Annotated in this window: 24 protein-coding genes; 18 read left to right on the top strand and 6 right to left on the bottom strand. The window is 64.3% G+C overall.

What is annotated here, in order from left to right:
• Positions 1-232: 232 nt before the first annotated feature.
• The 5 genes from LRP30_RS05635 to LRP30_RS05655 form a co-directional block, all read right to left on the bottom strand.
• Positions 233-688: a GNAT family N-acetyltransferase gene (locus LRP30_RS05635; protein WP_249759607.1), complete on the bottom strand. Its 456-nt coding sequence runs from the start codon at positions 686-688 to the stop codon at positions 233-235.
• Between the two features lie 298 nt (positions 689-986).
• Complete coding sequence (locus LRP30_RS05640; RefSeq protein ID WP_249759608.1) at positions 987-1,799, bottom strand: PAS-domain containing protein; 813 nt, start codon at positions 1,797-1,799, stop codon at positions 987-989.
• Between the two features lie 128 nt (positions 1,800-1,927).
• A complete protein-coding gene (locus LRP30_RS05645) occupies positions 1,928-2,086 on the bottom strand; it encodes a hypothetical protein (RefSeq protein WP_091886648.1) in 159 nt (52 codons plus the stop codon).
• A gap of 73 nt (positions 2,087-2,159) precedes the next feature.
• Positions 2,160-2,336, bottom strand: a complete 177-nt coding sequence (locus tag LRP30_RS05650) for a hypothetical protein (RefSeq protein WP_164934664.1) — start codon at positions 2,334-2,336, stop codon at positions 2,160-2,162.
• 159 nt (positions 2,337-2,495) lie between these two features.
• Positions 2,496-3,146, bottom strand: a complete 651-nt coding sequence (locus LRP30_RS05655) for a glutathione S-transferase family protein (RefSeq protein ID WP_128931461.1) — start codon at positions 3,144-3,146, stop codon at positions 2,496-2,498.
• 605 nt (positions 3,147-3,751) lie between these two features.
• Here LRP30_RS05655 and LRP30_RS05660 point away from each other — a divergent pair.
• The 7 genes from LRP30_RS05660 (at position 3,752) to LRP30_RS05690 (ending at position 12,140) form a co-directional block, all read left to right on the top strand.
• On the top strand, positions 3,752-4,954 hold the full coding sequence (locus tag LRP30_RS05660; protein WP_091887068.1) for a pyridoxal phosphate-dependent aminotransferase: 1,203 nt from the start codon (positions 3,752-3,754) through the stop codon (positions 4,952-4,954).
• Positions 4,955-5,352: 398 nt separating this feature from the next.
• Entirely contained in the window at positions 5,353-5,832 is a 480-nt protein-coding gene (locus tag LRP30_RS05665; protein WP_249759609.1) for a DUF992 domain-containing protein, read from the top strand.
• Between the two features lie 178 nt (positions 5,833-6,010).
• Positions 6,011-8,059, top strand: a complete 2,049-nt coding sequence (locus LRP30_RS05670) for an elongation factor G (protein ID WP_249759610.1) — start codon at positions 6,011-6,013, stop codon at positions 8,057-8,059.
• Positions 8,060-8,411: 352 nt separating this feature from the next.
• Positions 8,412-8,684, top strand: coding sequence for a helix-turn-helix transcriptional regulator (locus LRP30_RS05675; protein WP_091886630.1), 273 nt, complete (start codon positions 8,412-8,414; stop codon positions 8,682-8,684).
• A gap of 93 nt (positions 8,685-8,777) precedes the next feature.
• The gene (locus LRP30_RS05680; RefSeq protein ID WP_128931464.1) at positions 8,778-10,532 is read left to right on the top strand and encodes a SulP family inorganic anion transporter; all 1,755 of its coding nucleotides are present in this window, start codon (positions 8,778-8,780) and stop codon (positions 10,530-10,532) included.
• Between the two features lie 91 nt (positions 10,533-10,623).
• Positions 10,624-11,457 carry a shikimate dehydrogenase gene (locus tag LRP30_RS05685; protein ID WP_249759611.1) on the top strand — a complete coding sequence of 278 codons (834 nt, stop codon included), beginning with the start codon at positions 10,624-10,626 and terminating at the stop codon, positions 11,455-11,457.
• A gap of 56 nt (positions 11,458-11,513) precedes the next feature.
• Positions 11,514-12,140, top strand: a complete 627-nt coding sequence (locus tag LRP30_RS05690) for a hypothetical protein (protein ID WP_128939779.1) — start codon at positions 11,514-11,516, stop codon at positions 12,138-12,140.
• 225 nt (positions 12,141-12,365) lie between these two features.
• On the opposite strand, the gene LRP30_RS05695 is transcribed toward LRP30_RS05690, so the two are convergent.
• Positions 12,366-13,502, bottom strand: coding sequence for an alpha-hydroxy acid oxidase (locus LRP30_RS05695; RefSeq protein WP_128939778.1), 1,137 nt, complete (start codon positions 13,500-13,502; stop codon positions 12,366-12,368).
• 91 nt (positions 13,503-13,593) lie between these two features.
• Here LRP30_RS05695 and LRP30_RS05700 point away from each other — a divergent pair, with 91 nt between their 5' ends.
• From LRP30_RS05700 to LRP30_RS05750, 11 genes are all read left to right on the top strand, one after another.
• Positions 13,594-13,761 carry a hypothetical protein gene (locus LRP30_RS05700; RefSeq protein WP_164939789.1) on the top strand — a complete coding sequence of 56 codons (168 nt, stop codon included), beginning with the start codon at positions 13,594-13,596 and terminating at the stop codon, positions 13,759-13,761.
• A 221-nt stretch (positions 13,762-13,982) separates the two neighbouring features.
• Positions 13,983-15,326 carry a phosphoglucosamine mutase gene (glmM, locus tag LRP30_RS05705; RefSeq protein ID WP_091886618.1) on the top strand — a complete coding sequence of 448 codons (1,344 nt, stop codon included), beginning with the start codon at positions 13,983-13,985 and terminating at the stop codon, positions 15,324-15,326.
• A 548-nt stretch (positions 15,327-15,874) separates the two neighbouring features.
• Positions 15,875-16,693, top strand: a complete 819-nt coding sequence (locus tag LRP30_RS05710; protein ID WP_128931469.1) for an outer membrane beta-barrel protein — start codon at positions 15,875-15,877, stop codon at positions 16,691-16,693.
• A gap of 166 nt (positions 16,694-16,859) precedes the next feature.
• A complete protein-coding gene (locus LRP30_RS05715) occupies positions 16,860-17,687 on the top strand; it encodes an outer membrane beta-barrel protein (protein WP_249759612.1) in 828 nt (275 codons plus the stop codon).
• A gap of 74 nt (positions 17,688-17,761) precedes the next feature.
• The gene (locus LRP30_RS05720; protein WP_249759613.1) at positions 17,762-18,352 is read left to right on the top strand and encodes a glutathione S-transferase family protein; all 591 of its coding nucleotides are present in this window, start codon (positions 17,762-17,764) and stop codon (positions 18,350-18,352) included.
• Positions 18,353-18,368: 16 nt separating this feature from the next.
• Positions 18,369-18,833, top strand: coding sequence for a GNAT family N-acetyltransferase (locus LRP30_RS05725; RefSeq protein WP_249759614.1), 465 nt, complete (start codon positions 18,369-18,371; stop codon positions 18,831-18,833).
• Between the two features lie 173 nt (positions 18,834-19,006).
• Positions 19,007-19,198: a hypothetical protein gene (locus tag LRP30_RS05730; protein ID WP_249759615.1), complete on the top strand. Its 192-nt coding sequence runs from the start codon at positions 19,007-19,009 to the stop codon at positions 19,196-19,198.
• Positions 19,199-19,277: 79 nt separating this feature from the next.
• On the top strand, positions 19,278-20,450 hold the full coding sequence (locus LRP30_RS05735; protein WP_249761699.1) for a phosphoserine transaminase: 1,173 nt from the start codon (positions 19,278-19,280) through the stop codon (positions 20,448-20,450).
• A gap of 216 nt (positions 20,451-20,666) precedes the next feature.
• The gene (gene serA, locus LRP30_RS05740; RefSeq protein ID WP_128947306.1) at positions 20,667-22,256 is read left to right on the top strand and encodes a phosphoglycerate dehydrogenase; all 1,590 of its coding nucleotides are present in this window, start codon (positions 20,667-20,669) and stop codon (positions 22,254-22,256) included.
• Between the two features lie 260 nt (positions 22,257-22,516).
• Complete coding sequence (locus tag LRP30_RS05745) at positions 22,517-23,689, top strand: thiolase family protein (RefSeq protein WP_128931474.1); 1,173 nt, start codon at positions 22,517-22,519, stop codon at positions 23,687-23,689.
• 193 nt (positions 23,690-23,882) lie between these two features.
• Entirely contained in the window at positions 23,883-25,049 is a 1,167-nt protein-coding gene (locus LRP30_RS05750; protein WP_249759616.1) for a serine hydrolase domain-containing protein, read from the top strand.
• Positions 25,050-25,233 lie beyond the last annotated feature (184 nt).

Genomic DNA, 25,233 nt, shown 5'->3' on the forward strand with positions numbered 1-25,233 from the left:
CCGCGGCGCATTCTGACCACGGCGCCCCCCAGCAGCAAGCCGCTCGCCGCGCTGCTGCCATGCCCATGAGGCGGACAAAAAAATGCGGCCCCTGTCAGACGCGGCGACTGACGGGGACCGCTTGGGGCGCTTGATCGGTGACGGGGGGGCCTGATCAGACGCAGGCGCGAGCGTAGCCCTGCTATGTTACGCGAGGGTGACAGTGGGACTTATCCACAGGATGTGGAGAGAATCAGAACAGCTTGCGGTAGACGATGAATCCGGAGCGCTCGGCGACCTTGTCGTACAGGCGCTGCGCCGTGAGATTGGTCTCGTGCGTCTGCCAGTAGACGCGCGGCGACCCCGCCAGTTTCGCCCGTTCATACACACCATGGATCAGCGCGGAGCCGACGCCCTTGCCGCGCACAACCTCGCGCGTGAACAAATCCTGCAAATAGCAGGACGGTTCGATCGCCGTGGTGCTGCGATGGAAAAGATAGTGCGTCAGTCCAAGCAATTGGCCATCGCTCTCGGCGACCAGCGCGTGCATCGGCTCATAGGCGTCGAAGAAACGCTGCCACGTCATGCGCGTGATCTCGGGCGCGAGCGCGGTCGGGCCCGAACGGCCATAGAAGGCATTGTAGCCGTCCCACAGCGGCAGCCATTGTTCGTAGTCCTGCTTGGTGACGGAGCGAATGATGAGGGACATGTGAATTTCCGCGATCGATGAAGGATACTTCATACCCATGACGGGCTTGCTGATCAATTTGTCTCGCGAGTCGGATGGACATTCAGTCGTGGCGACAGCTTGCCTTGCCCCTCACCCGGATCGCTTGCGCGATCCGACCTCTCCCCGCAGAAGGGCGGGGAGAGGTAGAGATATCGGCACAGTCGAAAGTGAGGTGCGCACCGGCTTCTCGCTCCCTCGCCCCGTTCTTACGGGGAGACGGTGGGGTGAGGGGCTGTATCCGCGAGCGCCGGCGTACGATGCGCGCACGTTGCCGCGCCTACTCCGCAACGCGGAGATAGCTCATCAGCCTTCGGTTCGCGGGATCGCGCAGCGAGCGATAGTAGTCGGCGCTCGCCGGCGCATCGGTGTGGCGCACGAGGTCGGTCACCGGCGTGTAGCTCAGCATGCGGCCGCCGTCGGGCAGCGCGGTGCAGACGAAACGCAGCACCTCGCCGTTGCGCAAGGCAATGTTGATCGGCGTGGCATCGCCGATCCGCACCATCTCCATGCGCTGGGCGATGAAGGTGCCGAGCTCGTCCTCGGGCAGCTCGAACGCGCCGGTGTCGCGGCCGTGATACATCAGCGCGATGAAGGGCGGCTTGCCGTCGGCGATCTGGTCCGGCACCGCAAAATATTCGCGGAACGCGCGGTTGATGAATTCGGCCCGCGTCTCAGCATCGAGCAGCACGACGCCGATATCGATCTGGTCGAGCGCGGCCGACAGGCGTGCGGCGGTGGCGTGGCTCTGGCGCTCGGCCGCGAACGTGCCGAGCATCCGCGCGCGCATCAGGCCGGTGATGCCAGCGGTGCCGGCAACCGTGATTGCCAGGAGGCCGAGCCGGACCAGATCCGCGTTGCCATAGCCGGAGACGCCGTGATGGTTGAGGAAGAGCAGTCCCGCGCCGATCACCGCGACGGCTGCACTGGTCATGGCCGAGGCGAGGCCCGACAGCGCGCCGGCAAGCGCCACGAGGCAGACCAGCAGCGGCGCAGGCGAGGGAGTGGGGACGACGCGATCGAAGAGCATCGCCAGCAGCAGGGTCGCTGCCGTCAGCACCGGACCGGAGATCGCGCGCCATCCGAACCGCATGGGCCAGTCTCGCTCCTCCCCCACGAGGTAAGACCGCAACACTGGCGGATAGTTGCGCCGACGCGATGCGATTTCGCGCGATGCGCTTAATGGGCGCTTGCGGCGGAGCGCAAATCTTTCGGATGATTTTAGACCAAGTGCGCGTGCCTGAGGCGCTGTTGCAGCGCGGGCGCATTCAGCGTCGAGCTGCCCGAGCTCTTGCGCATGCCGGTGAAAATCAACAGCGATGCCGCGACCAGGATGGCCGCAGTCAGGGTGATCGCAACGACTACCACAGGTGACTTCATCGACGTCCTGTCGCAATGCCGGTCGGCGCGGGCCGCACGGCGCCTTGAAGGCTGGTCCAGGATGAAACGGGAATCAGATCGGCAGGCCCATCGCCATGGTCGCCTTGGTCGACATCACCGTCAGAGTGACGATCAGGCACAGCGAGAGTGCGGCGACGGCGAGCGAGGCCGCGACCGCGTTGGTCAGCCGGGAAGACGCGACGGTGGCGGATTGGCCCTGAAAGCCTGCCGTGCCGGACGCCCGAATCATGGGTCTAAATCCCTCAACACGCGAGCGAATCACCCGCGACTTTCCACAATTTCCCAGTTTCAACCGGCAATATTGCGGCGGCTGTCGCGCCGAAAGCGGCGACATTGCGGCAAGGGCGACCCTTATGCCCACTATTTGCCGGAGCGGGGGGCAGGCCTGTCAGGCGCCCGCAGCAATGCTGGCGGGGTCGTCGATGTCGGCCGGGCGCCAGTCCATCGTCACGAAGCCGGGCGCAGCTTCCACGCGCTTCAGCCAGTCCCGGACCGCTGGGAAGGTCGAAAGATCGAAGTCGCAGCGGTCGGCGAGATGGGTGTAGCCATAGAGCGCGATATCGGCGACCGTGAGCTGGCGGGCGGCGAAATAGGCGTTGGTCTTGAGGTGGTTCTCCATCACCTGGAGCGCGCCATAGCCGCGCTCCATCCAATCCTCCAGCGAATGGGTCTGCAGATCGCGGCCGCCCTTGACCAGCGACAGCCAGAAATAGGCCGCGCCGATGTTGGGTTCGAGCGCGTGCTGCTCGAAGAACATCCACTGCAGCGCCTCGGCGCGGTCGATGCGGTTCTCCGGCGCGAGCGGCGTGCCGACGGCAACGTACCAGAGGATGGCGTTGGACTCGGCGAGATAGCGGTCGTTCCCGACCTCGAGCAGCGGCACCTGGCCGGACGGGTTCTTCGACAGAAAGTCTGGCGTGCGGCTCTCGCCGCGCAGAATGTCGATCTCGATGGCCTCATAGGGCACGTTGAGCAGCGCCAGCGCAAGGCGGACCTTGTAGCTGTTGCCGGAGCGCTGCATCGAATAGAGCTTGTACATTCTGGGAGTTCGTTTCCGAGGATGGGAAGGTGCGGAGCTGACTGCCCTGCAGCGCGGCTAGACAATGATGCCGATGCGAATCCGCCGCAAGAGCCGGCCCATAGAAAAACTCGAAAACCCTACCGCACTGCAACGCCACGGAAGATCATTTCCGCGCGACCGTGCAACCGAGATCACGCTTGCGTCAGCACACCAATGCGTTGCTCCGCGCAATCGTGAAGTCCGCGGACGACCGTATGCATCGGGTTTAGGGCGCTGGTGCTTCCGCGTTGTCATGGCCGGGCATAGCCGACCGAAGGACGCCATCGCTTCCGCTCGGCTAGGTCCCGGCCATCCACGCCGCGTCAAGCGGTTCGAAGAACGTGGATGCCCGGGACCCGGCTATCAATTGCTCCGAGGACAAGCCTTGCCGGATATGAGGAATTTGGCCGGCAAAGTTGCGGAACATTGCGGTCAATCGCGCCTCGAAACGCGGGAAATCCGCAAACTTTTGCCGGATCGGGCCGAAGTTTCTTGCGGTGCAGCGGCTCACGTTTTAGGGTGGCTCATTCCCACAATCAGAGTCGTGAGGCCGAGGGCTTCACGACGCTTGTCAGGAGATGACGATGTCCTTCCTTGCCGCTGCGCTCGACCGTGTGAAGCCGTCCGCGACCATCGCGGTCACGGATAAAGCACGCGCGCTGAAAGCGGCGGGCCGCAACGTCATCGGCTTAGGTGCCGGCGAGCCCGACTTCGACACGCCCGCCAACATCAAGCTGGCGGCGATCCGCGCCATCGAGGCCGGCAAGACCAAGTACACCGCGGTCGACGGCATCCCCGAGCTGAAGGAAGCCATCATCGGCAAGTTTCAGCGCGAGAACGGCGTCGCCTACAAGCCGAACCAGATCATCGTCGGCACCGGCGGCAAGCAGGTGCTCTACAACGCGCTGATGGCGACCATCAATCCGGGCGACGAGGTGATCATTCCCGCGCCCTATTGGGTCAGCTATCCTGAAATGGTGGCGCTTGCCGGCGGCGAGCCGGTGCCGGTGGTCTGCACCGCCGCGACCGGCTTCAAGCTCCAGGCCGAGGCGCTGGAGCGCGCGATCACGCCGAAGACCAAATGGGTGATCCTGTGCTCGCCGTCGAATCCGACGGGAGCTGCCTACACCAAGTCCGAACTGAAGGCGCTCACCGACGTGCTACTCAGGCATCCCCATGTCTGGGTGATGACCGACGATATGTACGAGCATCTCGTCTATGACGACTTCCAGTTCACCACCGTCGCGCAGGTCGAGCCGAAACTCTACGACCGCACGCTCACCGTGAACGGCGTGTCGAAGGCCTATTGCATGACCGGCTGGCGCATCGGCTATGCCGGTGGCCCGGCGCAGCTGATCAAGGCGATGTCGACCATCCAGTCGCAGTCGACCTCGAACCCGTCGTCGATTGCGCAATGGGCGGCGGTCGAAGCGCTGAACGGTCCGCAGGACTTCATCCCCGCCAACAACAAGGTGTTCAAGGAGCGCCGCGATCTCGTCGTCTCCATGCTCAACCAGGCCAAGGGCATCGAGTGCCCGCGACCCGAAGGCGCGTTCTACGTCTATCCGTCCTGCGCCGGCACGATCGGCAAGACCGCGCCGTCGGGCAAGGTGATCGACAATGACGAGACGTTCGTCACCGAGCTCCTGGAGACCGAAGGCGTCGCCGTGGTGCAGGGCTCGGCCTTCGGCCTCGGACCTGCGTTCCGCATCTCCTATGCGACCAAGACCTCCGACCTCGAAGACGCCTGCAAGCGCATCCAGCGCTTCTGCGGCAATCTGCGGTAAGCCTGTCGCGACAGTGCAAATTGAAAAGGCCCGCTTCGTGCGGGCCTTTTTTGTTGTGTTTCGATAAGCGGAGTCGGACGGTCCTTTGTTCTGGTCGGCATCTTGCCATGCCCCTCGCCCGGATCGCTGCGCGATCCGACCTCTCCCCGCAGAAGCGGGGAGAGGTTAAGTCGCGTCCGATTGCGCACTCTAATTCTTCTCGCATCGTGAGGAGCGCAGGCTCGCACACTCCCTCGCCCCGTTCTTACGGGGAGAGGGTGGGGTGAGAGGCCTCTCTCTGCGAATTCGATTTCAGATATGTCCGATCTGGCACCGCCAAGACTCTTGTGGCATAGACGATCGCGCGGCGTGTGCCGCGTCCTTCCTGCTCGCATCCCATTCATCGCCGGAGACGTTTCATGCGCCGTTCGTTCCTCCTCGCCGGGCTCACCGCCGCAAGCCTCGTTGTCTCCGTCGCTGATGCCAGCGCGCAGCAACGGATGACGCGGATCGGCGTGCTCGAATGTCGCGGCGGCGCCAGCGTCGGCTTCATCGTGGGATCGGTGACCCATCTCGGCTGCGTGCTGCGCGCCGACGGCCTGCCCGACGACCGCTACGTCGCGACGATCCGTAAAGTGGGCCTCGACATCGGCATCACCCAGGAGACTGCGCTCGCCTGGGGCGTGTTCGCGCCGGTCGACCGGCTCGGCCCCGGTGATCTCTCCGGCAATTACGCGGGTGCGCAGGGCAGCGCCTCGGTCGGCGTCGGCTTAGGGGGCAATGTGCTGGTCGGCGGCTCCAACAATTCGATCGCGCTCCAGCCGCTCAGCGTGCAGGGCCAGGTCGGCCTCAACGTCGCCGCGGGTCTGGAGAGCCTGGAACTTCGTCCGGGGCGTTGAGCCGTCGTCAATTCTAATTGACTGAGCCAGCTACGGTACTCACCTCTCCCTCCGGGAGAGGTGAGTACCGACGACGCACCGCAGCGACGTTTGATGCTTGCCAAATCTTGGGGACGGGCAGAGCATCTGCGTTTGCCGACCCAATCATGGGCCGAGCTCCACAAGAAGGAGGCGGCGAATGGGACAAGACGTCAGAAGTCCCCGAGGTCCACGGTGCATCGCGCTGGTGGGCCCATTCCAAAGCGGTAAAACCACACTTCTCGAAGCAATCCTGGCGCGAACGGGTGCGATCCCGCGCGCCGGCAGCGTCGATGCCGGAACTTCCGTCGGCGACGCCACGCCAGAGGCCCGTGATCACAAGATGACCGTCGGGCTGACTGCCGCCACCACGAGTTTCATGGGCGACAGCTACACCTTCCTCGACTGTCCCGGTTCCGTCGAATTCGCCCACGACATGCGCGCCGTGTTGCCCGCGGTCGATGCCGCGGTCGTGGTCTGCGAGGCTGACGAGAAGAAGCTGCCGCAGCTTCAGATCATCCTGCGCGAGTTGGAGGAGCTGAAGATCCCGCGTTTCCTGTTCCTCAACAAGATCGACCGCGCCAGCGAGCGGATCCGCGAGACGCTCGCAATGCTGCAGCCCGCCTCGTGCGTGCCGCTGGTGCTGCGCCAGATTCCGATCTGGAACGGCGAGCTGATCGAGGGCTTCGTCGATCTCGCGCTGGAGCGCGCCTTCATCTATCGCGAGCACAAGGCCTCCGAGGTGATCGCGCTCGAAGGCGGCAATCTCGACCGCGAGAAGGAGGCTCGCTTCTCGATGCTGGAGAAGCTCGCCGATCACGACGATGCGCTGATGGAGCAGCTGCTCGAAGACATCCAGCCGCCGCGCGATGCCGTGTTCGACGATCTTGCCCGCGAATTACGCGAAGGACTGATCTGTCCGGTGCTGCTGGGCGCCGCCGCGCGCGAAAACGGCGTGCTGCGTCTGATGAAAGCGCTGCGCCACGAGGCGCCCGGCGTTGTGGAGACCGCAAAACGTCTCGGCGTTCCCGAGACCAAGGATGCGCTCGGCTACGTCTTCAAGACGCTGCATTCGCAGCACGGCGGCAAGCTGTCGCTGACGCGGCTGCTCGCCGGCCATCTCGACGATGGTGCGACGCTGCAATCCTCAGCCGGTGGCACGGGGCGCATCTCCGGTATCCTCGCCGTCAACGGCGCCTACGACACCAAGCGTGCCTCGGCCGAAGCCGGCGACACCGTGGCGCTCGCCAAGCTCGATCCCGTAAAGACCGGCGACACCGTCTCGAGCGGCAAGACCCCGCCGGCTGTGCTCGTCGCCGTGGAGCCGACGCCGCCTGTGCTCGCGATCTCGATCGCGGCCACAGATCGCAAGGACGACGTGAAGCTCGGCCAGGCGATGGCCCGGCTGCACGAGGAGGATCCCTCGCTGGTCGTGGTGCAGAACGCCCAGACCCATGACACCGTGCTGTGGGGCCAGGGCGAGATGCATCTGCGCGTCGCCGGCGAGCGGCTGCGCGACCGCTTCGGCGTCAAGATCACCTCGCATCCGCCCGCGATCGGCTATCAGGAGACCATCCGCAAGCCGATCACCCAGCGCGGGCGTCACAAGAAGCAGTCCGGCGGTCACGGCCAGTTCGGCGATGTTGTGCTCGACATCAGGCCGCTGCCGCGCGGCGACGGCTTCAAGTTCGCCGAGAAGGTGGTCGGCGGCGCGGTGCCCCGCAACTACATCCCGGCGGTGGAGGAAGGCGTCGTCGATGGGCTGGCGCGCGGCCCGCTCGGTTTCCCCGTCACCGACGTGGAGGTGACGCTGACCGACGGCTCCTATCACAGCGTCGACTCGTCGGACCTCGCCTTCCGCACGGCGGCGCGGGTCGGACTCAATGAGGGCCTGCCGCAATGCCAGCCGGTGTTGCTCGAGCCGATCCACATGGTCGAGATCGTCTGCCCGACCGACGCCACCGCCAAGATCAACGCGATCCTGTCGGCGCGGCGTGGCCAGATCCTCGGCTTTGACACGCGTGACGGCTGGAGCGGCTGGGACTGCGTCCGCGCCATGATGCCGGAAGCCGAGATCGGCGAGCTCATCGTCGAGCTGCGCTCGGCCACCGCCGGCGCCGGCAGCTTCACCCGCCAGTTCGACCACATGGCCGAAGTGACCGGCCGCGCCGCCGACCAGATCATCGCCGCCCACCAGCACGCGGCGTGATCTGTAAGTGAGGCAACCGGCCTCTCACACCCTCTCCCCGTTCTTCACGGGGAGAGGGTGGGGTGAGGGGCTGCCTCCGCGGATGCGGCATTTCATTGAGCCGAACCCGCGCCCAACCTCCGTCATTGCGAGCGCAGCGACTTGTCCGCCGAAGCCTTTGGCGAAGGCGGAAGCAATCCAGACTGTCTCCGAGGAGGCGGTCTGGATTGCTTCGTCGCAAGAGCTTCTCGCAATGACGCCGGAGGCAGGTGGGGCAGCCGATACAGGCCTTGCGCCCGGCCATCAATGATGTATTTTATATCATTGTATATGTCCTAGATATCATTTATACGCTCTGATACGTGAGGCCACGGTGATCACGTCGTTCCAGATGCGGGCAGCGCGGGCGCTGCTCGGCATTGACCAGAAAACCCTGGCCGAGCTCGCCGGCGTTTCGCTGCCGACCATCCAGCGGATGGAAGCCAGCACCGGCAATGTTCGCGGCGTGGTCGAGACCCTGATCAAGGTGGTCGAGGCGTTCGATCGGGCCGGCGTCGAGCTGATCGGCGAGCAGGCGCGCAGCGACATTGGCGGGCGCGGCGTTCGCCTCAAGGAGCCGGGGCCGCCGCGGCGGGTGGGGGCATGATCGGGCGTTGATCATGCTCGGGATCAGGAATGGGATAGCGCATCGTCGCACCTCGGCAACACGGGACGCACGATGCTTCGGAGCATCGTGGGCATGAGCATCACAAGCGATCAAGCGGGCCAACTGCATCAGCTTCGCCGGCCGACCTTTGTCGAATTGTATTTGCCAAAGCTCGTCACCATTTGGCGTGAGGGGTACGGCGTCGCGGACTTTCGCGCCGACGTCTTCGCCGGCCTCACCGTCGCGATCGTGGCACTGCCGCTGTCGATGGCGATCGCGATCGCCTCGGGCGTGACACCGGACCGCGGCCTCTACACCGCCGTCGTCGGCGGCTTCATCGTGTCCCTGCTCGGCGGCAGCCGTTTCCAGATCGGCGGACCCGCGGGCGCCTTTATCGTCCTGGTTGCGGTGACGGCCGAGCGGCACGGCGTCGACGGCGTGATCCTCGCCACCATGATGGCGGGGCTGTTCCTGGTCGCCGCAGGCCTGTTGCGGGTCGGCACCTACATCAAGTTCATTCCCTATCCCGTCACCGTCGGCTTCACCGCCGGCATCGCCGTCATCATTTTTGCGAGCCAGCTCCGCGATCTCGGCGGGATCACGCTGGCCGGGAAAGAGCCCAGCGAATTCGTTCCCAAGCTCGTTGCGCTCGCCGGAGGCCTCAACACCATCAATCCATCGGCCGTCGTGGTCGCGATCGGCAGCATCGTCATCATCGCCGCCTTGCGGCGCTGGCGGCCGTCCTGGCCCGGCATCCTGATCGCGGTTGCGCTCGCGGCGGTCGCCAGCGCCGTGCTGTCGCTGCCGGTCGAGACCATCGGCTCGCGCTTCGGCGGCATTCCGCGCGAGCTGCCCTCGCCGGCGCTGCCCGCGTTCTCGCTGGAGAAGGCAAAGGCCGTGCTGCCGGACGCGATTGCGTTTGCGCTGCTGGCGGCCATCGAATCGTTGTTGTCGGCCGTGGTGGCCGACGGCATGACCGGACGCCGTCATCGCTCCAATTGCGAGCTGGTGGCGCAAGGCGTCGCCAATATCGGCTCGGCGCTGTTCGGCGGCATCTGCGTTACCGGCCTGATTGCGCGCACCGCGACCAACATCCGCGCGGGCGCGCGCGGCCCGCTCGCGGGCATGCTGCATTCGGTCTTCCTGCTGCTGTTCATGCTGATCGCGGCGCCGCTCGCAAGCTACATTCCGCTCGCAGCGCTCGCCTCCGTGCTCGTCGTGGTGGCCTGGACCATGGCGGAGAAGCAGGAATTCGCGACGCTCCTGCGCTCGTCATGGGGCGATGCCGTCGTGCTGCTCGCAACCTTCCTGCTCACGATCTTCCGCGATCTGACCGAAGGCATTCTGGTCGGCTTCGCGCTCGGCGCGGTGCTGTTCATCCATCGCATGGCGGAGATGACGGGCATCGAGGAGCGCACGCCGCTGGTGGTCCCCGATCGTCCCGATGACAGCAACGGTGCGCGCGTTCCCTACGATTCCGCGCTGGCGGTCGACCGCGACGTGCTGGTCTATCGCATCACCGGTGCGTTCTTCTTCGGCGCCGCCTCTGCGATTGGAGGCGTGCTCGACGGCGTCGCCGACCAGCGCAAGGCCTTCGTGGTCGATTTCGCCGCGGTGCCGTTCCTGGACTCCACGGCGGCGAACGTGCTTGGGCGCGTCGCCGCCAAGGCCCATCGCCAGGGCATCAGGCTGTTCATCACGGGGGCATCGCCGGCGGTTCGCCGCGCGCTGCTCACCCATGGCGTGACGCCGCCGCGCGCGCGCTATCGCCAGAGCCTCGAGCGCGCGATTGCCGATATCAAGGGCCGCGCAACGCAGCCCGAGGCCGATGAGGTTGCCGCGAGCTGACGGCGCCGTGGCGATGCGGCGCTCGTGCGCTTGACAGAGCCTTCGGGACGCGAAATGGATCGCCTTCCACATCGCTCGAGGGAAGGATGACGTGACCAGGGCTCCCGCCGCTTGTCTGATCGGATGGCCGGCGGCGCATTCGCGCTCGCCGCTGATTCATCATTACTGGCTGCGCACGCTCGGGATCGAAGGGGGCTACGTGATCGAGGCGGTTCCGCCTGAGGATCTGCGCGACTTCGTGCTGCGGCTGTCGCTGCGCGGCTTCGTCGGTGCCAACGTCACCATCCCGCACAAGGAGGGTGTGCTGGCGCTGTCGAAACCCGATGCGCGCGCAACGGCCGTCGGCGCGGCCAATACGCTATGGTTCGAAGACGGCGAGCTGCACGCGACCAACACCGACGTCGAAGGCTTCATCGGCAATCTCGACGCCAGCGCGCCCGGCTGGGATACGGCTGAGGAGGCGCTGGTGCTCGGGGCCGGCGGCTCTTCGCGCGCCGTCGTGTTCGGGCTGCGCGAGCGGGGCATCAAGCGCATCCATCTCGCCAATCGCACCATCGCGCGGGCGGAGACGCTGGCGAAACAGTTCGGGCCGAACGTGCACCCCGTTGCATGGGATGCGATCAACGACGTTCTGCCGCGTGCAAAACTTCTCGTGAACACGACCTCGCTCGGCATGCATGGCCAGCCTTCACTCGATGTCGATGTTGCGCGCCTGCCGCAGGCCGCCGTGGTCGCCGATCTCGTTTATGTCCCGCTGGTGACGCCGCTGCTTGCGGCAGCAAAAGCGCGCGGCCTGAAGACCGCCGACGGGCTCGGCATGCTGCTGCACCAGGCGGTGCGCGGCTTCGAGCTGTGGTTCGGCCAGCGGCCTGAGGTCACCGCCGAGCTGCGCGCGCTGGTCGAGGCCGATCTCACAAAGACTTGAGAGAATAGCGCGGCTGTTCCGGAGTTCTCCCTCCGTGGGGATAACCGGAGACCGTCATGTCTGTTCAACGTGCAACTTTCACACGTCCACTTCTCGCCGTCGCAATGGTGGCCCTCTCGACCTACTGCGCCTTCGCCCAGAAAGCGCCGGTGCCGACGCGCGTGCGCGGCACGATCGAGAGCGTCAATGGCGATACCATGCAGGTCAAGTCGCGCAGCGGCGAAGACGTCAAGCTTCACATCGCCTCTGACGTGAACGTCGCAGGCATCACCAAGATTTCACTCGCCGACATCAAGCCGGGTTCGTTCATCGGCGCGACCACCGTGCCTGGGCCGGACGGCGGCCAGAATGCAGTCGAGGTCCACGTCTTTCCGGAGAGCATGCGCGGCACCGGGGAGGGCTCGCGGCCCTGGGATCTCAAGCCCAATTCCAGCATGACCAATGCGACGGTCGCCGAGAGCGTGGTCGGCAATGACGGCCACACGCTGCTGGTCAAGTACAAGGACGGCGAGAAGAAGGTGTTCGTCGCCGACAACACCCCGGTGGTCACTTATGTGCCGGGCGAGAAGTCCGAGCTCAAAGCCGGCGCCAAGATCATCGCCTTCACGAAGCAATTGCCGGACGGCTCTTTCGAGACCAACCGCGTCGGCGTCGGCCGCGACGGCGTCACGCCGCCGATGTGAGCCGCGGGATATATTTGCGCAACCACCGCCACAGACACCGCTGTTGTCCCGGACAAGCGTCAGCGCAGATCCGGGACTCATAACCACAGGGTCAAGTTGTTGCGCGAAGGAGGTAACTCCGAGTCTCCGTAGCCACGTCCGCCTGTGGCTATGGGTCCCGGATCGGCGCGCGCTTAGGGCGCGCTTGTCCGGGACGACGGCTATGTTTGACGCGACGGTTTCGCCTCACACCGCAATGACGTGATCGTCGATCTCGTCGATCCTGTTGACGCCGCACAGGCCCATGGTGGTGAGCAGCTCCTTCTGGATGATGTCGATCGCCTTGGCGACGCCGGCCTGGCCGCCGGCCCCTAAGCCATAGGCGTAGGCGCGGCCGATCATGCAGGATTTTGCGCCGAGCGCGAGCGCGCGCATCACGTCCTGGCCGGAGCGGATGCCGCCGTCGAACATGATCTCCATCTTGTCGCCGACCGCGTCCGCGATCTCGGGCAGCACCTCGATCGAGGACGGCGCGCCGTCGAGCTGCCGGCCGCCATGGTTGGAGACGACGAGGGCCTGCGCGCCGGTCTTGGCGGCTTCCTCGGCGTCCTCGACGTCGAGGATGCCCTTGATGACGAGCTTGCCCGGCCAGATGCTGCGGACCCACTCGACGTCCTTCCAGTTCAAGGAGGTGTCGAACTGCGATGCGGTCCATTCGGCGAGGCGGTTGAGATCCTCGGTGTTCTTCACGTGGCCGGCGATGTTGCCGAAGGTGCGGCGCTTGCCTTGCAGCACGCCGGAGACCCAGGCCGGCTTGCTGGCGAAATCCAGCAGTTTCGACAGCGACCATTCCGGCGGCACCGTCATGCCGTTCTTGATGTCGGCGTGGCGTTGGCCGATCACCTGCAGGTCGACGGTGAGCACCAGCGCGCTGCACTTGGCCGCGATGGCGCGCTGGATCAGATCCTTGATGAAGCCGCGGTCCTTCATGACGTAGAGCTGGAACCAGAACGGCTTCTCGACACTCGCGGCGATGTCCTCGATCGAGCAGATCGACATAGTCGATTGCGTGAACGGGATACCGGCGGCCTGCGCGGCGCGGCAGGCATGGATCTCGCCGTCGCCATGCTGCATGCCGAGCAAGCCGACAGGCGCCAGGATCAGCGGCATGGTCGAGGGCTCGCCGAGGATCGTGGTCGAGGTGTCGCGCTTGGAGACGTCGACCAGGATGCGCTGGCGGAACTTGATCGCCTGCATGTCCTCGCGGTTGGCGCGCAGCGTCTCCTCGGCATAGGAGCCGCGGTCGCAATAGTCGAAGAACGCCTTCGGCACGCGGCGCTTATGCAGCGCGCGAAGATCGTCGATACAGGTGATGTGCTTCATGATCGTTTCCCCGGCCCGTCTTGCATCGGATGATTTCGGGGTCATCTAGCATGGTTAGATGCACAGCCAAATCGTTTGAGAGGAGGGCGCCATGACGAGGCCGCACGCCGCACCTTCGCCGGAAGAGATCAAGGAGAAGCGCGACCTCGAGGAAGCGCTGGAAGAGGGCCTGGAAGAGACCTTTCCGGCCTCCGATCCTGTCAATGTCACCCAGCCACCGCCGAGCCGCGGCGACGGCCATGTGAAGCGCACCGGCTAGGGCCGGGTTCCATCCCGTTCCGGCTTCCCTGCAGGGAAATATAGTGTTAACAATATGTTATCGGGCACGCGGCGGGCCCGGTTCCGTAATGATTCATCATATTTTTTGAAGCCAAGTTAGCCGCGATGGTTTTATAAGAGCTCAGCAAATCAGGGATGCGGGGCCTTTTCGGGCAGCCCGTGGTTGTCGAGGGGACCCCTGATTGTTGCCTGGGGGACGATATGAGCCGCAAATATTTCGGGACGGACGGGATTCGGGGCCGCGCCAACGGACTGATCACGCCGGAGCTCGCGCTCAAGGTCGGCCAGGCCGCGGGCCTTGCGTTTCAGCGCGGCGACCACCGCCATCGGGTTGTGATCGGTAAGGACACCCGCCTGTCCGGCTACATGATCGAATATGCGATGGTCGCTGGCTTCACCTCGGTCGGCATGGACGTGCTGCTGGTCGGCCCGATGCCGACACCGGCGGTCGCGATGCTGACCAAGTCGATGCGCGCCGATCTCGGCGTGATGATCTCGGCTTCGCACAATCTGTTCGAGGACAACGGCATCAAGCTGTTCGGCCCGCAGGGCTTCAAGCTCTCCGACGACGTCGAGCGGCAGATCGAGCAGCTGCTCGACGAATCCCTCGACAAGAGGCTCGCGCAGAGCGCGAGCTTGGGCCGCGCCCGCCGCATCGACGGCGTGCACGACCGCTACATCGAATTCGCCAAGCGCACGCTGCCGCGCGATCTGTCGCTGGATGGTTTGCGCGTCGTGATCGATTGCGCCAACGGCGCTGCCTACAAGGTGGTACCGGAAGCGCTGTGGGAATTGGGTGCCGACGTCGTTCCGATCGGCGTCGAGCCCGACGGCTTCAACATCAACAAGGAATGCGGCTCGACCTCGCCGGAAGCGCTGTCGAAGAAGGTGCGCGAGATGCGCGCCGATATCGGCATCGCGCTCGACGGTGACGCCGATCGCGTCATCCTGGTCGACGAGCGCGGTCATCTCGTTGACGGCGACCAGCTGCTCGCGGTGATCGCGCAGAGCTGGAAGGAAGACGGCCGGCTGTCGCGGCCGGGCATCGTCGCGACCGTGATGTCCAATCTCGGCCTCGAGCGCTTCCTGAACGGGCAGGGGCTCGACCTCGTCCGCACGCCCGTCGGCGACCGCTACGTGCTCGAGCAGATGCTGAACGGCGGCTACAATCTCGGCGGCGAGCAATCCGGCCACATCATCCTGTCCGACTACGCCACCACCGGCGACGGCTTCGTTGCTGCCTTGCAGGTGCTGGCGGTGGTGCAGAAGCTGCGCCGTCCGGTGTCCGAAGTCTGCCACCGCTTCGATCCGCTGCCGCAGATCCTGAAGAACGTCCGTCACAAGGGCGGCAAGCCGCTCGACGATTCCGACGTCAAGTCGGCGATCTCCGACGGCGAGAAACGCCTCAACGGCTGCGGCCGCCTCCTGATCCGCTCCTCCGGCACCGAACCGGTGATCCGCGTCATGGGCGAGGGCGAGGACCGTATTCTGGTCGAGGACGTCGTCGACACCATCGTCTCCGCGCTCGGCCAAGCGGCGGCGTAAGGTCTTCCTTCTCCCGCAGTGACGTAGGGTGGGCAAAGCGACTTGTCCGCCGTAGCTCGAAGAGCGAAGGCGGAAGCGTGCCCACCGTTTCATTTGCAGTGTTGGATTGATGGTGGGCACGGCGCAAGTGCGCCTTTGCCCACCCTACGATTCCGGACTCGCGGAGCGGGTAAGACAAGCTGCGCAGATCTATCTCTTCATCTTGCTCGCGGCCAACGCCGTCGGTGCGTTTCTCGGTGGTCCCTTGGGCGACCGATTTGGCCGCAAGATCGCGATTCCTGCCCAGGCTGCCGCGGCACGCGCGTTAACGCATCCTCTCTCGCCGTGTTGCGGTTTCACACATCGTTAGGAATTGCGGCGAGGTCGTCGCATCTGGCGCGGCGTTCTTGCAACGCTGGCGCGGCGCGCGCGTGTATGGTGAGAAAAAATCAACCTTAAAAATTAGGGTTAAGTGGCGCTTAAACATTTGCTGCCATCGTCCGGGTCGTGAGTTTCCAGAACGTGGGGCGTCTGCATTTTTGCCTCACCGGCCATAAGGACGAAGCCAAATGCGTAGCGTTAAGTCTCTCCTTGCCGCGGGTGCGGCAACCCTGATCTCGTCGATGGCGTTCGCCGCTGATATGCCGATCGCGGCTCCGCCTCCGATGTACGCGCCGCCGGCTCCGCCCGCCGATTTTGGTGGCTGGTATCTGCGCGGCGACATCGGCATCAGCAATCAGAAGGTGAAGCAGCTCAACCCGAGCTTCATCGATCCCGGCATCAGCATTGCCTCGACGCAGGGGCTCGGCTTCGACTCGGCCGGCATCTTCGGCCTCGGTGCCGGCTACAAGTTCAACAACTGGTTCCGTGCCGACGTGACCGGTGAATATCGCAGCAGCGCAAACCTGCACGGTCTCCAGGTCATCAATTTCAACGGCGTTCCGGCCTTTACCGACGAATATCATGGCAGCAAGTCAGAGTGGCTGATCCTCGCCAACGCCTACGTCGATCTCGGTACCTGGTGGTGTGTGACACCGTTCATCGGTGCCGGCGTTGGTGCTTCGCGCAACACCATTTCGAACTTCCAGGACATCAACACGCCGCTCGGGGGTGCTGCGTTTGCGTCCAACGCCTCGCAATGGAACTTCGCGTGGGCGGCGCATGCCGGTCTCGCCTACAAGGTCAATCCGAGCCTCACGCTCGAACTGGCCTATCGCTACGTGGACCTCGGAGACGCGGTCACTGGTACGCTCACCTCCTTCGACGGCGTCAACCGCGGCCGCACCATGCAGTTCAAGGACATCACCTCGCATGACCTGAAGTTCGGCGTGCGCTGGGATCTCAGCAGCCCGCCGGTCTACGCGCCGCCGCTCGTTACCAAGGGCTGATCGAGCCTCATCGCTTAAGGTCTTTTAACGGCGCGGGATCATCTCGCGCCGTTTTGCTTTGCGGATTTTTCATGGCGCGGCAGCGACGAACGTGGTGAACGCAACCATTGGTTAAGGTTAACAGGCGATGATCATCGCAACAGTTCGAGTCCGATGGAGCGTTGCGATGCGTAGGCTGATGGTGGCGGCGGCGATGTTGGGGACGGTGTCTGCCGCGCACGCGGCCGACATGCCGGACCTGCCGATCCTGCGCGGCGGCTTCACCGACGGTCTGAGCACCTCCACAGTCAACTGGCAAGGCTCGTATATCGGAGCGCAGGCCGGTTATGGCTCGTCCGACGAGAACTTCAACGGCTCGACCAGCAACATGATGGCTGCATTGTTGGCGGATACGTTGATCGAGAGCTCGATGGGCGTGTCCCAGTGGAATCTTGGACTGGGCAAGGCCTCGCAGCGCACGACCGGTTACGGCGCCTTCGTCGGCTACAACGCGCAGTGGGACGACGTCGTGATGGGGCTCGAAGTGAGCTGGCTGCACGGCAAGTTCGGAGGAATGTCGTCGGCCAGCGAAAGGCGCGTCAGCGCCACTGCACTGGCGGACGGCAATTTCCATGATGTCACGGCGACGTCCACATCTTCGATCAGCATCAGCGACATCGGAACGTTCCGCGGCCGCGCCGCTTACGCATGGGGATGCTTCCTGCCCTACATGTTTGCCGGTCTCGCGCTCGGTAATGCGGACATTGTGCGCACTGCCTACGTGCAGGATCGCGTCAGCGCGACCCAGTTGGGGACCTACACGCCGCTCGCGCCGTTGAGCTCGACCGATGCCCAGCACAATCACCTGATCTACGGCTACACCGCCGGTCTCGGCGTCGACGTCAACCTGGTCGGCGGATTGTTCATGCGTGCGGAGTACGAATACATCCGCTTCACCTCCCAGGTCGACACCAGCATCAACACCGTCCGCGCCGGCCTCGGCTACAAGTTCTGACGCGGCCGCGCACGCCGCGGTTGACAGCTCCCGTCCGTCCTGATGCTCTGTCGCTCAAAAGCAGGGCGGCGGCGATGCAGATCTACGGCGATAGCAATTCCGGCAATTGTCTGAAGGTGAAGTGGGTCTGCGACAAGCTCGCGCTGCCCTACCAGTGGATTGAAATCGACACACGCAAGGGCGAGACCCGCACGCCGCAATTCCTGAAGATGAACGGCGCCGGTCAGGTGCCGACCGTCGCGTTCGACGACGGCCGCACGCTGGCGCAATCCAATGCCATCATCCGCTATCTCGCCCGCGACAGCGCGCTCGTTCCGCGCGACGCCTTCGTTGCCGCCAAGATGGACGAATGGCTGTTCTGGGAGCAGTACAGCCACGAGCCCTATATCGCGGTGTGCCGCTTCCTCCTGGTCTATCTCGGCAAGAAGGCATCCGAGCTCGACCCTGAGAAGGTCAAGCGCGGCTATGCGGCGCTCGACCGCATGGAGCAGCATCTTTCGGTCAGCCGCTTCTTCACTGGTGAGGCGGTTTCGCTCGCGGATGTCTCGCTGCTCGCCTATACCCGCGTTGCGCATGAGGGCGGCTTCGATCTCGCTCGCCATGCGGCCGTCCGTCGCTGGATCGGCGAGGCCGAGGCCTTTCTCGGCCTTGCGTCGGCGCGCTGAGCCTGGAGTATCGCGCATGAACACTGAGGCCGTTTCCATTCGCCGCGCGCGCCGCGACGATGTCGCCGCGATCGTGGCGATGCTCGCCGATGATCATCTCGGGCGCGGGCGTGAGCGCGTCGAGGATCCACTGCCCGCCGCCTATGACGAGGCATTCGCGCGGGTCGAGCGCGATCCGAATCTGACGCTTGTGGTCGCCGAGAGCGAGGGCAGGGTGGTCGGCTGCCTGCAACTCGCGATCCTGCCCGGCATCAGCTCGCAAGGCGGCGTGCGCGGCCTGCTCGAAGACGTCCGCGTTGCTTCCGATTGTCGCAGCCGCGGCATCGGCGAGCGATTGGTGCAATGGGCGATCGCGGAAGCGAAAGCGCGCGGCTGCAATCTGGTCGAGCTGCTGACGCATCAGACGCGCGTCGATGCGCAGCGCTTCTATACGCGGCTCGGATTCGCTGCGAGTCATGTGGGCATGACTGTCCGCTTTTGAGGCAGCTCGTCGCGGGCCTTGCGCGATCAGCACATCCGGATCGCGCATTCGTTCATCTTAAGAGCTGATAAACTACCTGACCGTCGTTCATGTTTGTACAAGAACGAACGGTGCTACGGCAGCGTCAGACACCGAGCTCGGTCGGTTCGGGGATTTCGATGACAAGCTATTCGATGATCAAGGTCGGCAACGACTACGTCGTGCAGGCCAATGACAAATGCATTTTGAAGGTCGGCAGTCGCCGCAAAGCCGCGCAATTGATCAGCGAGGCCACGGACTTGCTGAATGCGCTCGCTGCCGTCGAATCCCCTGGTATCGCGCCAGAGGCGCCTTCACTCCCCCGTGAGACGCCGGAACTTCCTTGACTGCCCCTCCCGATTCCCGTATCAGCCGCGGCGGGACACCTCCCCCCAACGGGAGGCTTACTATCTGGAAGGGTAGATGATGACTGTAGCGAAGCCCGCTTCGCGGCCGAACGTGCCGCACTTCTCCTCCGGCCCCTGCGCCAAGCGCCCCGGCTGGAACGCCCAAAATCTCAAGGACGCAGCCCTCGGTCGCTCGCATCGCGCGAAGATCGGCAAGACCAAGCTCAAGCTCGCGATCGATCTGACGCGCGAAGTGCTCGAGGTCCCCGCCGATTACCGCATCGGCATCGTGCCGGCCTCCGATACCGGCGCGGTCGAGATGGCGCTGTGGTCGCTGCTCGGTGCGCGGCCCGTCACCACGATCGCCTGGGAATCCTTCGGCGAAGGCTGGGTCAGCGACATCGTCAAGGAATTGAAGCTCAAGGACGTCACCAAGCTGAACGCAGCCTATGGTGAGATCCCCGACCTCTCCAAGGTGGATCCCAAGAGCGACGTCGTCTTCACCTGGAACGGCACCACCTCAGGCGTGCGCGTGCCGAACGCGGACTGGATCAGCGCCACCCGCGAAGGGCTCACGATCTGCGACGCGACCTCGGCCGCTTTCGCGCAGCCGCTCGATTTCGCAAAACTCGACGTCGTCACCTTCTCCTGGCAGAAGGCGCTCGGCGGCGAGGCCGCGCACGGCATGCTGATCCTCTCGCCCCGCGCGGTGGAGCGGCTCGAGACCTACAAGCCGGCCTGGCCGCTGCCAAAAATCTTCCGCATGACCAAGGGCGGCAAGATCAACGAAGGCATCTTCGTCGGCGAGACCATCAACACGCCCTCGATGCTCTGCGTCGAGGATTATCTCGATGCGCTGAACTGGGCCAAGTCGATCGGCGGCCTCAAGGCGCTGATCGCGCGTGCCGACGCCAACACCAAGGTGCTCGCCGACTGGAAGGCGAAGACGCCGTGGATCGACTTCCTGGCGAAGGATCCTTCGATCCGCTCCAACACCTCGGTGTGCCTGAAGTTCACCGATCCCGCGATCACCTCGCTCTCCGAGGACGCGCAGGCCGACTTCTCCAAGAAGCTGGTCGCGCTGGTCGAGAAGGAAGGCGCCGGCTTCGACTTCGCCTATTACCGCGATGCGCCGGCCGGCCTGCGCATCTGGTGCGGCGCCACCGTCGAGGCCAAGGACGTCGAGCTCTTGACGCAGTGGATCGATTGGGCCTTTGCCGAGACCAAGGCGCAGCTGGCCAAGGCAGCGTGAGTTTCTTTTTCGCCTCTCCCCGTTCTTACGGGGGAGAGGCCGGATTGCGCAGCAATCCGGGTGAGGGGCTCTCTCCGCTTGCACCTTCGCCTGTGGCTGCCCCTCACCCCAACCCTCTCCCCGTAAGAACGGGGAGAGGGGGAAGACAAAGCCTCTTCATTCAATTCGGCCATCGCAGGCCGATCCTCCCTTTAGGGAAGGCGAAGGATCATCCCCATGACCAAACCCAAAGTTCTCATTTCCGACGCGCTCTCGCCCGCAGCCGTGCAGATCTTCAAGGACCGCGGCGTCGAGGTCGACTTCCAGCCCAATCTCGGCAAGGACAAGGACAAGCTCGCCGAGATCATCGGCAATTATGACGGCCTCGCGATCCGCTCCGCGACGAAAGCGACGGCCAAGATTATCGACAAGGCCACGAAGCTGAAGGTGATCGGCCGCGCCGGCATCGGCGTCGACAATGTCGAGATTCCCGCCGCCACGGCCAAGGGCATCATCGTGATGAACACGCCATTCGGCAATTCGATCACGACCGCCGAGCACGCCATCACCCTGATGCTCGCGCTCGCCCGCGAGATCCCGCAGGCCGACGCCTCGACCCAGGCCGGCAAATGGGAGAAGAACCGTTTCATGGGCGTCGAGATCACCGGCAAGGTGCTGGGCGTCGTCGGCTGCGGCAATATCGGCTCGATCGTCGCCGACCGCGCGCTCGGCCTGCGCATGAAGGTGATCGCGTTCGATCCGTTCCTGTCACCGGAGCGCGCCAAGGACATCGGCGTCGAGAAGGTCGATCTCGACGATCTCCTCAAGCGCGCCGACTTCATCACGCTGCATACGCCGCTCACCGAGAAGACCAGGAACATCATCGATGCGGCCGCGATCGCCAAGATGAAGAAGGGCGTGCGCCTGATCAACTGCGCCCGCGGCGGCCTCGTCGACGAGCAGGCCGTGGTCGATGCGCTCAATTCCAAGCATATCGCCGGCGCCGCCTTCGACGTCTTCATCGAGGAGCCCGCGACGTCCAACGTGCTGTTCGGCCATCCCAACGTGATCTGCACGCCGCATCTCGGCGCCTCCACCACGGAAGCGCAGGAGAACGTCGCGCTCCAGGTCGCCGAGCAGATGTCGGACTATCTGCTCACCGGCGCGATCTCGAACGCGGTCAACTTCCCCTCGATCACCGCGGAAGAAGCGCCGAAGCTGAAGCCGTTCATCGCGCTCGCCGAGAAGCTCGGCTCGTTCGCTGGCCAGCTCACCGAAAGCGGCATCCTCAAGGTCGAGATCACCTATGAGGGCCACGTCGCCGAGATGAAGATCAAGGCGATCACCTCCGCCGTGCTGTCCGGCCTGCTGCGGCCGATGCTGGGCGAGGTCAACGTGGTGTCCGCCCCCGTCGTCGCCAAGGAGCGCGGCATGGTGGTGGACGAGATCGTGCGCGCCGCCCAGAGCGACTATGAGAGCCTGATCACCGTCACCGTCACCACCGAGCGGCAGGAGCGGTCGGTCTCCGGCACCGTCTATGCCGACGGCAAGCCGCGCCTCGTCGACATCAAGGGTATCCGCGTCGATGCGGAGTTCGGCAAGTCGATGATCTACGTCACCAACGAGGACAAGCCCGGCTTCATAGGCAGGTTCGCCAGCCTGCTCGGCGACGCCAAGATCAACATCGCCACCTTCCATCTCGGCCGCGTCGCGCCCGGCAGCGATGCCATTGCCCTCGTCGAGGTCGACGGTGCGGTGCCGACGGACCTGCTCGCCAAGGTGCAGGCGCTGCCGCAGGTCAAGCAGGCCAAGGCGCTGACGTTCTGATCGCGCTCTCACCGTCGTCATGGGCCGGGCTTGTCCCGGCCATCTACGTCTTGGCACTCGGCACGAAGAACGTGGATGCCCGGGACAAGCCCGAGCATGACGCGCGGATAGAGTCACGCTCCTATCGATATTCCGACGCGCGGAACAACGCCGCCTCCAATACCTGGAGGCGGCGTTTTATTTTCCCGCGCTCGCCAAACTTTGTGTACCAATGGCGATAAGGACGCTCCGTTCAAAATCGTTCGAAAAGGGAGAACACAATGCGTGAAGCCGTCATCGTTTCCTATGCGCGCACGGGCCTTGCGAAATCCGGCCGCGGCGGGTTCAACATCACGCCGCCGATGTCGCTCGCGGCCCACGCCATCCAGCACGCGGTGAAGCGCGCCGGCGTCGACAAGGACTATGTCGAGGACTGCTATCTCGGCAATTGCGCCCATGGCGCGCCGAACATCGGCCGCCAGGCCGCGCTGCTCGCAGGGCTCCCGAAGACCACCGCCGGCGTCTCGGTGAACCGCTTCTGCTCCTCGGGGCTGCAGACCATCGCGATGGCCGCCAACTCGATCCGCTCCGACGGCGCCGACTGCATCGTCGCCGGCGGCGTCGAGAGCATCTCGATTCCGGGCGGCGGCTCGCCGAAGGAGTCGATCGATCCGGAACTGCTCAAGGTCGCGCCTGACATCTTCATGGCGATGATCGACACCGCCGACATCGTCGCCGAGCGCTACAAGCTCAGCCGCGAATATCAGGACGAGTTCTCGCTGGAATCGCAGCGTCGCATGGCCGCGGCGCAGCAGGCCGGCAAGTTCAAGGACGAGATCGTCCCGATGAAGACCAAGATGAAGGTCGTCGACAAGCAGACCAAGGCCGAGAGCATCGTCGACTACGTCGTCGATCGCGACGAGTGCAACCGGCCCGACACCACGATGGAAGGCCTTGCCAAGCTCGAGCCGGTCAAGGGTCCCGGTAAGTTCGTCACCGCCGGCAATGCCAGCCAGCTCTCCGACGGCGCCGCCGCCGTGGTGCTCATGGAAGCCAAGGACGCCGAGAAGCGCGGCCTCAAGCCGCTCGGCCGCTTCGTCGCCTGGGCGACCGCCGGCTGCGAGCCCGACGAGATGGGCATCGGCCCGGTGTTCGCGATTCCGAAGCTACTGAAGCGCACCGGCCTCAAGATCGACGACATCGATCTGTGGGAGCTCAACGAAGCCTTCGCCAGCCAGTGCCTGTATTGCCGCGACAAGCTCGAGATCGATCCCGCCAAGTACAACGTCAACGGCGGCTCGATCGCGATCGGCCATCCCTTCGGCATGACCGGCGCGCGGCTCACCGGCCATTTGCTGCAGGAAGGCGCGCGCCGCAAGGCCAAGTGGGGCGTCGTCACCATGTGCATCGGCGGCGGCCAGGGTGGCGCCGGCCTGTTCGAAATCTACAGCTGATCCAGGCCGCAGGAACGCGAAAGGGCACGGCGCCGCAAGCGCCGTGCCTTTCTATTTGAGTTCTTTGAGCGCCTACGCGGGAACTCGGGCAAATCACGCGATCAACCTCTACGGTGCTATTCTAATAAAGACAACCGCAGCGAAAGGTGCTAAAGCTTGCTTGCGATGCAGCTTGCAATGGGGAGGGGCGCAAATGGCCTTTTCGGACCCGAGCTTGGCGATCCAAAACATCATAGACGCGGCCGTCAGCGATTACATGGGGATGGCAGTCTACGTCTTCACGGATTTTGACAGCTCCGGCACCCCCTCCGCAAAGTTCTTCTCTCCCTCTAAGACTGAAGTCTGGGACTCAAACCATGATGTCGTGAGCGCTGCGAAGCTGCCAAATACTCTGTTCGAAATCGGGTCCATTTCAAAAGTTTTCACGTCCAGGATTTTTTACAGTCTTCAAGGCACATATGACGGGAATACGGTTGGGTCCTGCATGCCCTCGATTTCCCTGCCGGTAGCGATCAGCGGGATTCCGGTTGCCGATATCGTCACTTATGCTTCTGGGTTTCCGCAGGACAATGACGAGCCCCCCGATCCGCGGGGACAGTTCTGCCCGCCCAGCAACTTGCAGAACCTCGCCGACCTCGTCGATTGGTTCAACAGCGGACAGCACTCGTCCTGGATCTGCCCCGCGGGCCACTGCTACACCTATTCAAACCTTGCCTGGTCGCTCCTGGCCATCGTCGGTCTCAACCCGCAGAACCCCTACGTCGACGTCTATGATGAGTACAACGCGCAACTCGCGGTGCTGTGCGCGGATCTGGGCATGGGCAACACCGCGTTGTTCAGTACGAGCCAAGTGCCCAGCATGGTGTGTGGGTATAACGGGACGCAGCCTTTCGAGGTGGGTCAGAGCTATAAGCCGGGCCCAACGATGGAGTTCGGCGCCGGAGCGATCGTCAGCTGCGCCTCGGACATGCTTCAATGGCTGCTCTACAACATGGGTCAATTGCAGCCTTCACCAACGGAATTCGCCATCCTGCAGATGCAGCAGCAGGCCAGCCCGGCCCGCGGCAAATGCGGTACGACGGGCACCTGCCAGGTGCAGACGCAGGGCCCCACGGTCGCAATTGGATGGTTCTTTCCGAAAATCGCCGGCGCTGCGGGACGTGTCCTGTCGAAAGATGGCAGCGTACCGGGCTTCAGCTCGTGGATGGGGTTTGAGAGCTGGGTTCAGAACGGCGCAAACGCTCCGTCGGGCAATGGCGTCGTCGTTCTGTCCGCCGGCAGCCTCGCCTCGTCCGTGGGACAGAAAATCATGTCCACTCTTCTGAGCGCCGAGGTCGAGGGTGGTTTGTCGTCGAGCTGACCCAAATCCGGGCTCGTCTTTTTCGACGATAGGATGACGGACAGTCCTGCGAAGGGCCCGATCGTCTATGATGTCGACGATCCGGGACGGCCCAGCCGAGTTCGCGAGGGCTACGCAAGGGCAGGGCTATCGGTTGGATCGGTGCGCGCCCAGGATGTTGATCATCTCTCCCGTAGGGAGAGGT

This window comes from Bradyrhizobium sp. C-145, assembly GCF_023375135.1.
In the GTDB taxonomy this organism is placed as follows: Bacteria; Pseudomonadota; Alphaproteobacteria; order Rhizobiales; family Xanthobacteraceae; genus Bradyrhizobium; species Bradyrhizobium zhanjiangense.

Coding starts and splice junctions, on each gene's coding strand:
- LRP30_RS05695 (WP_128939778.1), bottom strand. CDS start 13,502: ATGAAGCACATCACCTGTATCGACGATCTTCGCGCGCTGCATAAGCGC.
- serA (WP_128947306.1), top strand. CDS start 20,667: ATGACCAAACCCAAAGTTCTCATTTCCGACGCGCTCTCGCCCGCAGCC.
- LRP30_RS05665 (WP_249759609.1), top strand. CDS start 5,353: ATGCGCCGTTCGTTCCTCCTCGCCGGGCTCACCGCCGCAAGCCTCGTT.
- LRP30_RS05735 (WP_249761699.1), top strand. CDS start 19,278: ATGACTGTAGCGAAGCCCGCTTCGCGGCCGAACGTGCCGCACTTCTCC.
- glmM (WP_091886618.1), top strand. CDS start 13,983: ATGAGCCGCAAATATTTCGGGACGGACGGGATTCGGGGCCGCGCCAAC.
- LRP30_RS05635 (WP_249759607.1), bottom strand. CDS start 688: ATGTCCCTCATCATTCGCTCCGTCACCAAGCAGGACTACGAACAATGG.
- LRP30_RS05660 (WP_091887068.1), top strand. CDS start 3,752: ATGTCCTTCCTTGCCGCTGCGCTCGACCGTGTGAAGCCGTCCGCGACC.
- LRP30_RS05720 (WP_249759613.1), top strand. CDS start 17,762: ATGCAGATCTACGGCGATAGCAATTCCGGCAATTGTCTGAAGGTGAAG.
- LRP30_RS05640 (WP_249759608.1), bottom strand. CDS start 1,799: ATGCGGTTCGGATGGCGCGCGATCTCCGGTCCGGTGCTGACGGCAGCG.
- LRP30_RS05680 (WP_128931464.1), top strand. CDS start 8,778: ATGAGCATCACAAGCGATCAAGCGGGCCAACTGCATCAGCTTCGCCGG.
- LRP30_RS05710 (WP_128931469.1), top strand. CDS start 15,875: ATGCGTAGCGTTAAGTCTCTCCTTGCCGCGGGTGCGGCAACCCTGATC.
- LRP30_RS05750 (WP_249759616.1), top strand. CDS start 23,883: ATGGCCTTTTCGGACCCGAGCTTGGCGATCCAAAACATCATAGACGCG.
- LRP30_RS05725 (WP_249759614.1), top strand. CDS start 18,369: ATGAACACTGAGGCCGTTTCCATTCGCCGCGCGCGCCGCGACGATGTC.
- LRP30_RS05645 (WP_091886648.1), bottom strand. CDS start 2,086: ATGAAGTCACCTGTGGTAGTCGTTGCGATCACCCTGACTGCGGCCATC.
- LRP30_RS05700 (WP_164939789.1), top strand. CDS start 13,594: ATGACGAGGCCGCACGCCGCACCTTCGCCGGAAGAGATCAAGGAGAAG.
- LRP30_RS05690 (WP_128939779.1), top strand. CDS start 11,514: ATGTCTGTTCAACGTGCAACTTTCACACGTCCACTTCTCGCCGTCGCA.
- LRP30_RS05730 (WP_249759615.1), top strand. CDS start 19,007: ATGATCAAGGTCGGCAACGACTACGTCGTGCAGGCCAATGACAAATGC.
- LRP30_RS05650 (WP_164934664.1), bottom strand. CDS start 2,336: ATGATTCGGGCGTCCGGCACGGCAGGCTTTCAGGGCCAATCCGCCACC.
- LRP30_RS05670 (WP_249759610.1), top strand. CDS start 6,011: ATGGGACAAGACGTCAGAAGTCCCCGAGGTCCACGGTGCATCGCGCTG.
- LRP30_RS05655 (WP_128931461.1), bottom strand. CDS start 3,146: ATGTACAAGCTCTATTCGATGCAGCGCTCCGGCAACAGCTACAAGGTC.
- LRP30_RS05715 (WP_249759612.1), top strand. CDS start 16,860: ATGCGTAGGCTGATGGTGGCGGCGGCGATGTTGGGGACGGTGTCTGCC.
- LRP30_RS05745 (WP_128931474.1), top strand. CDS start 22,517: ATGCGTGAAGCCGTCATCGTTTCCTATGCGCGCACGGGCCTTGCGAAA.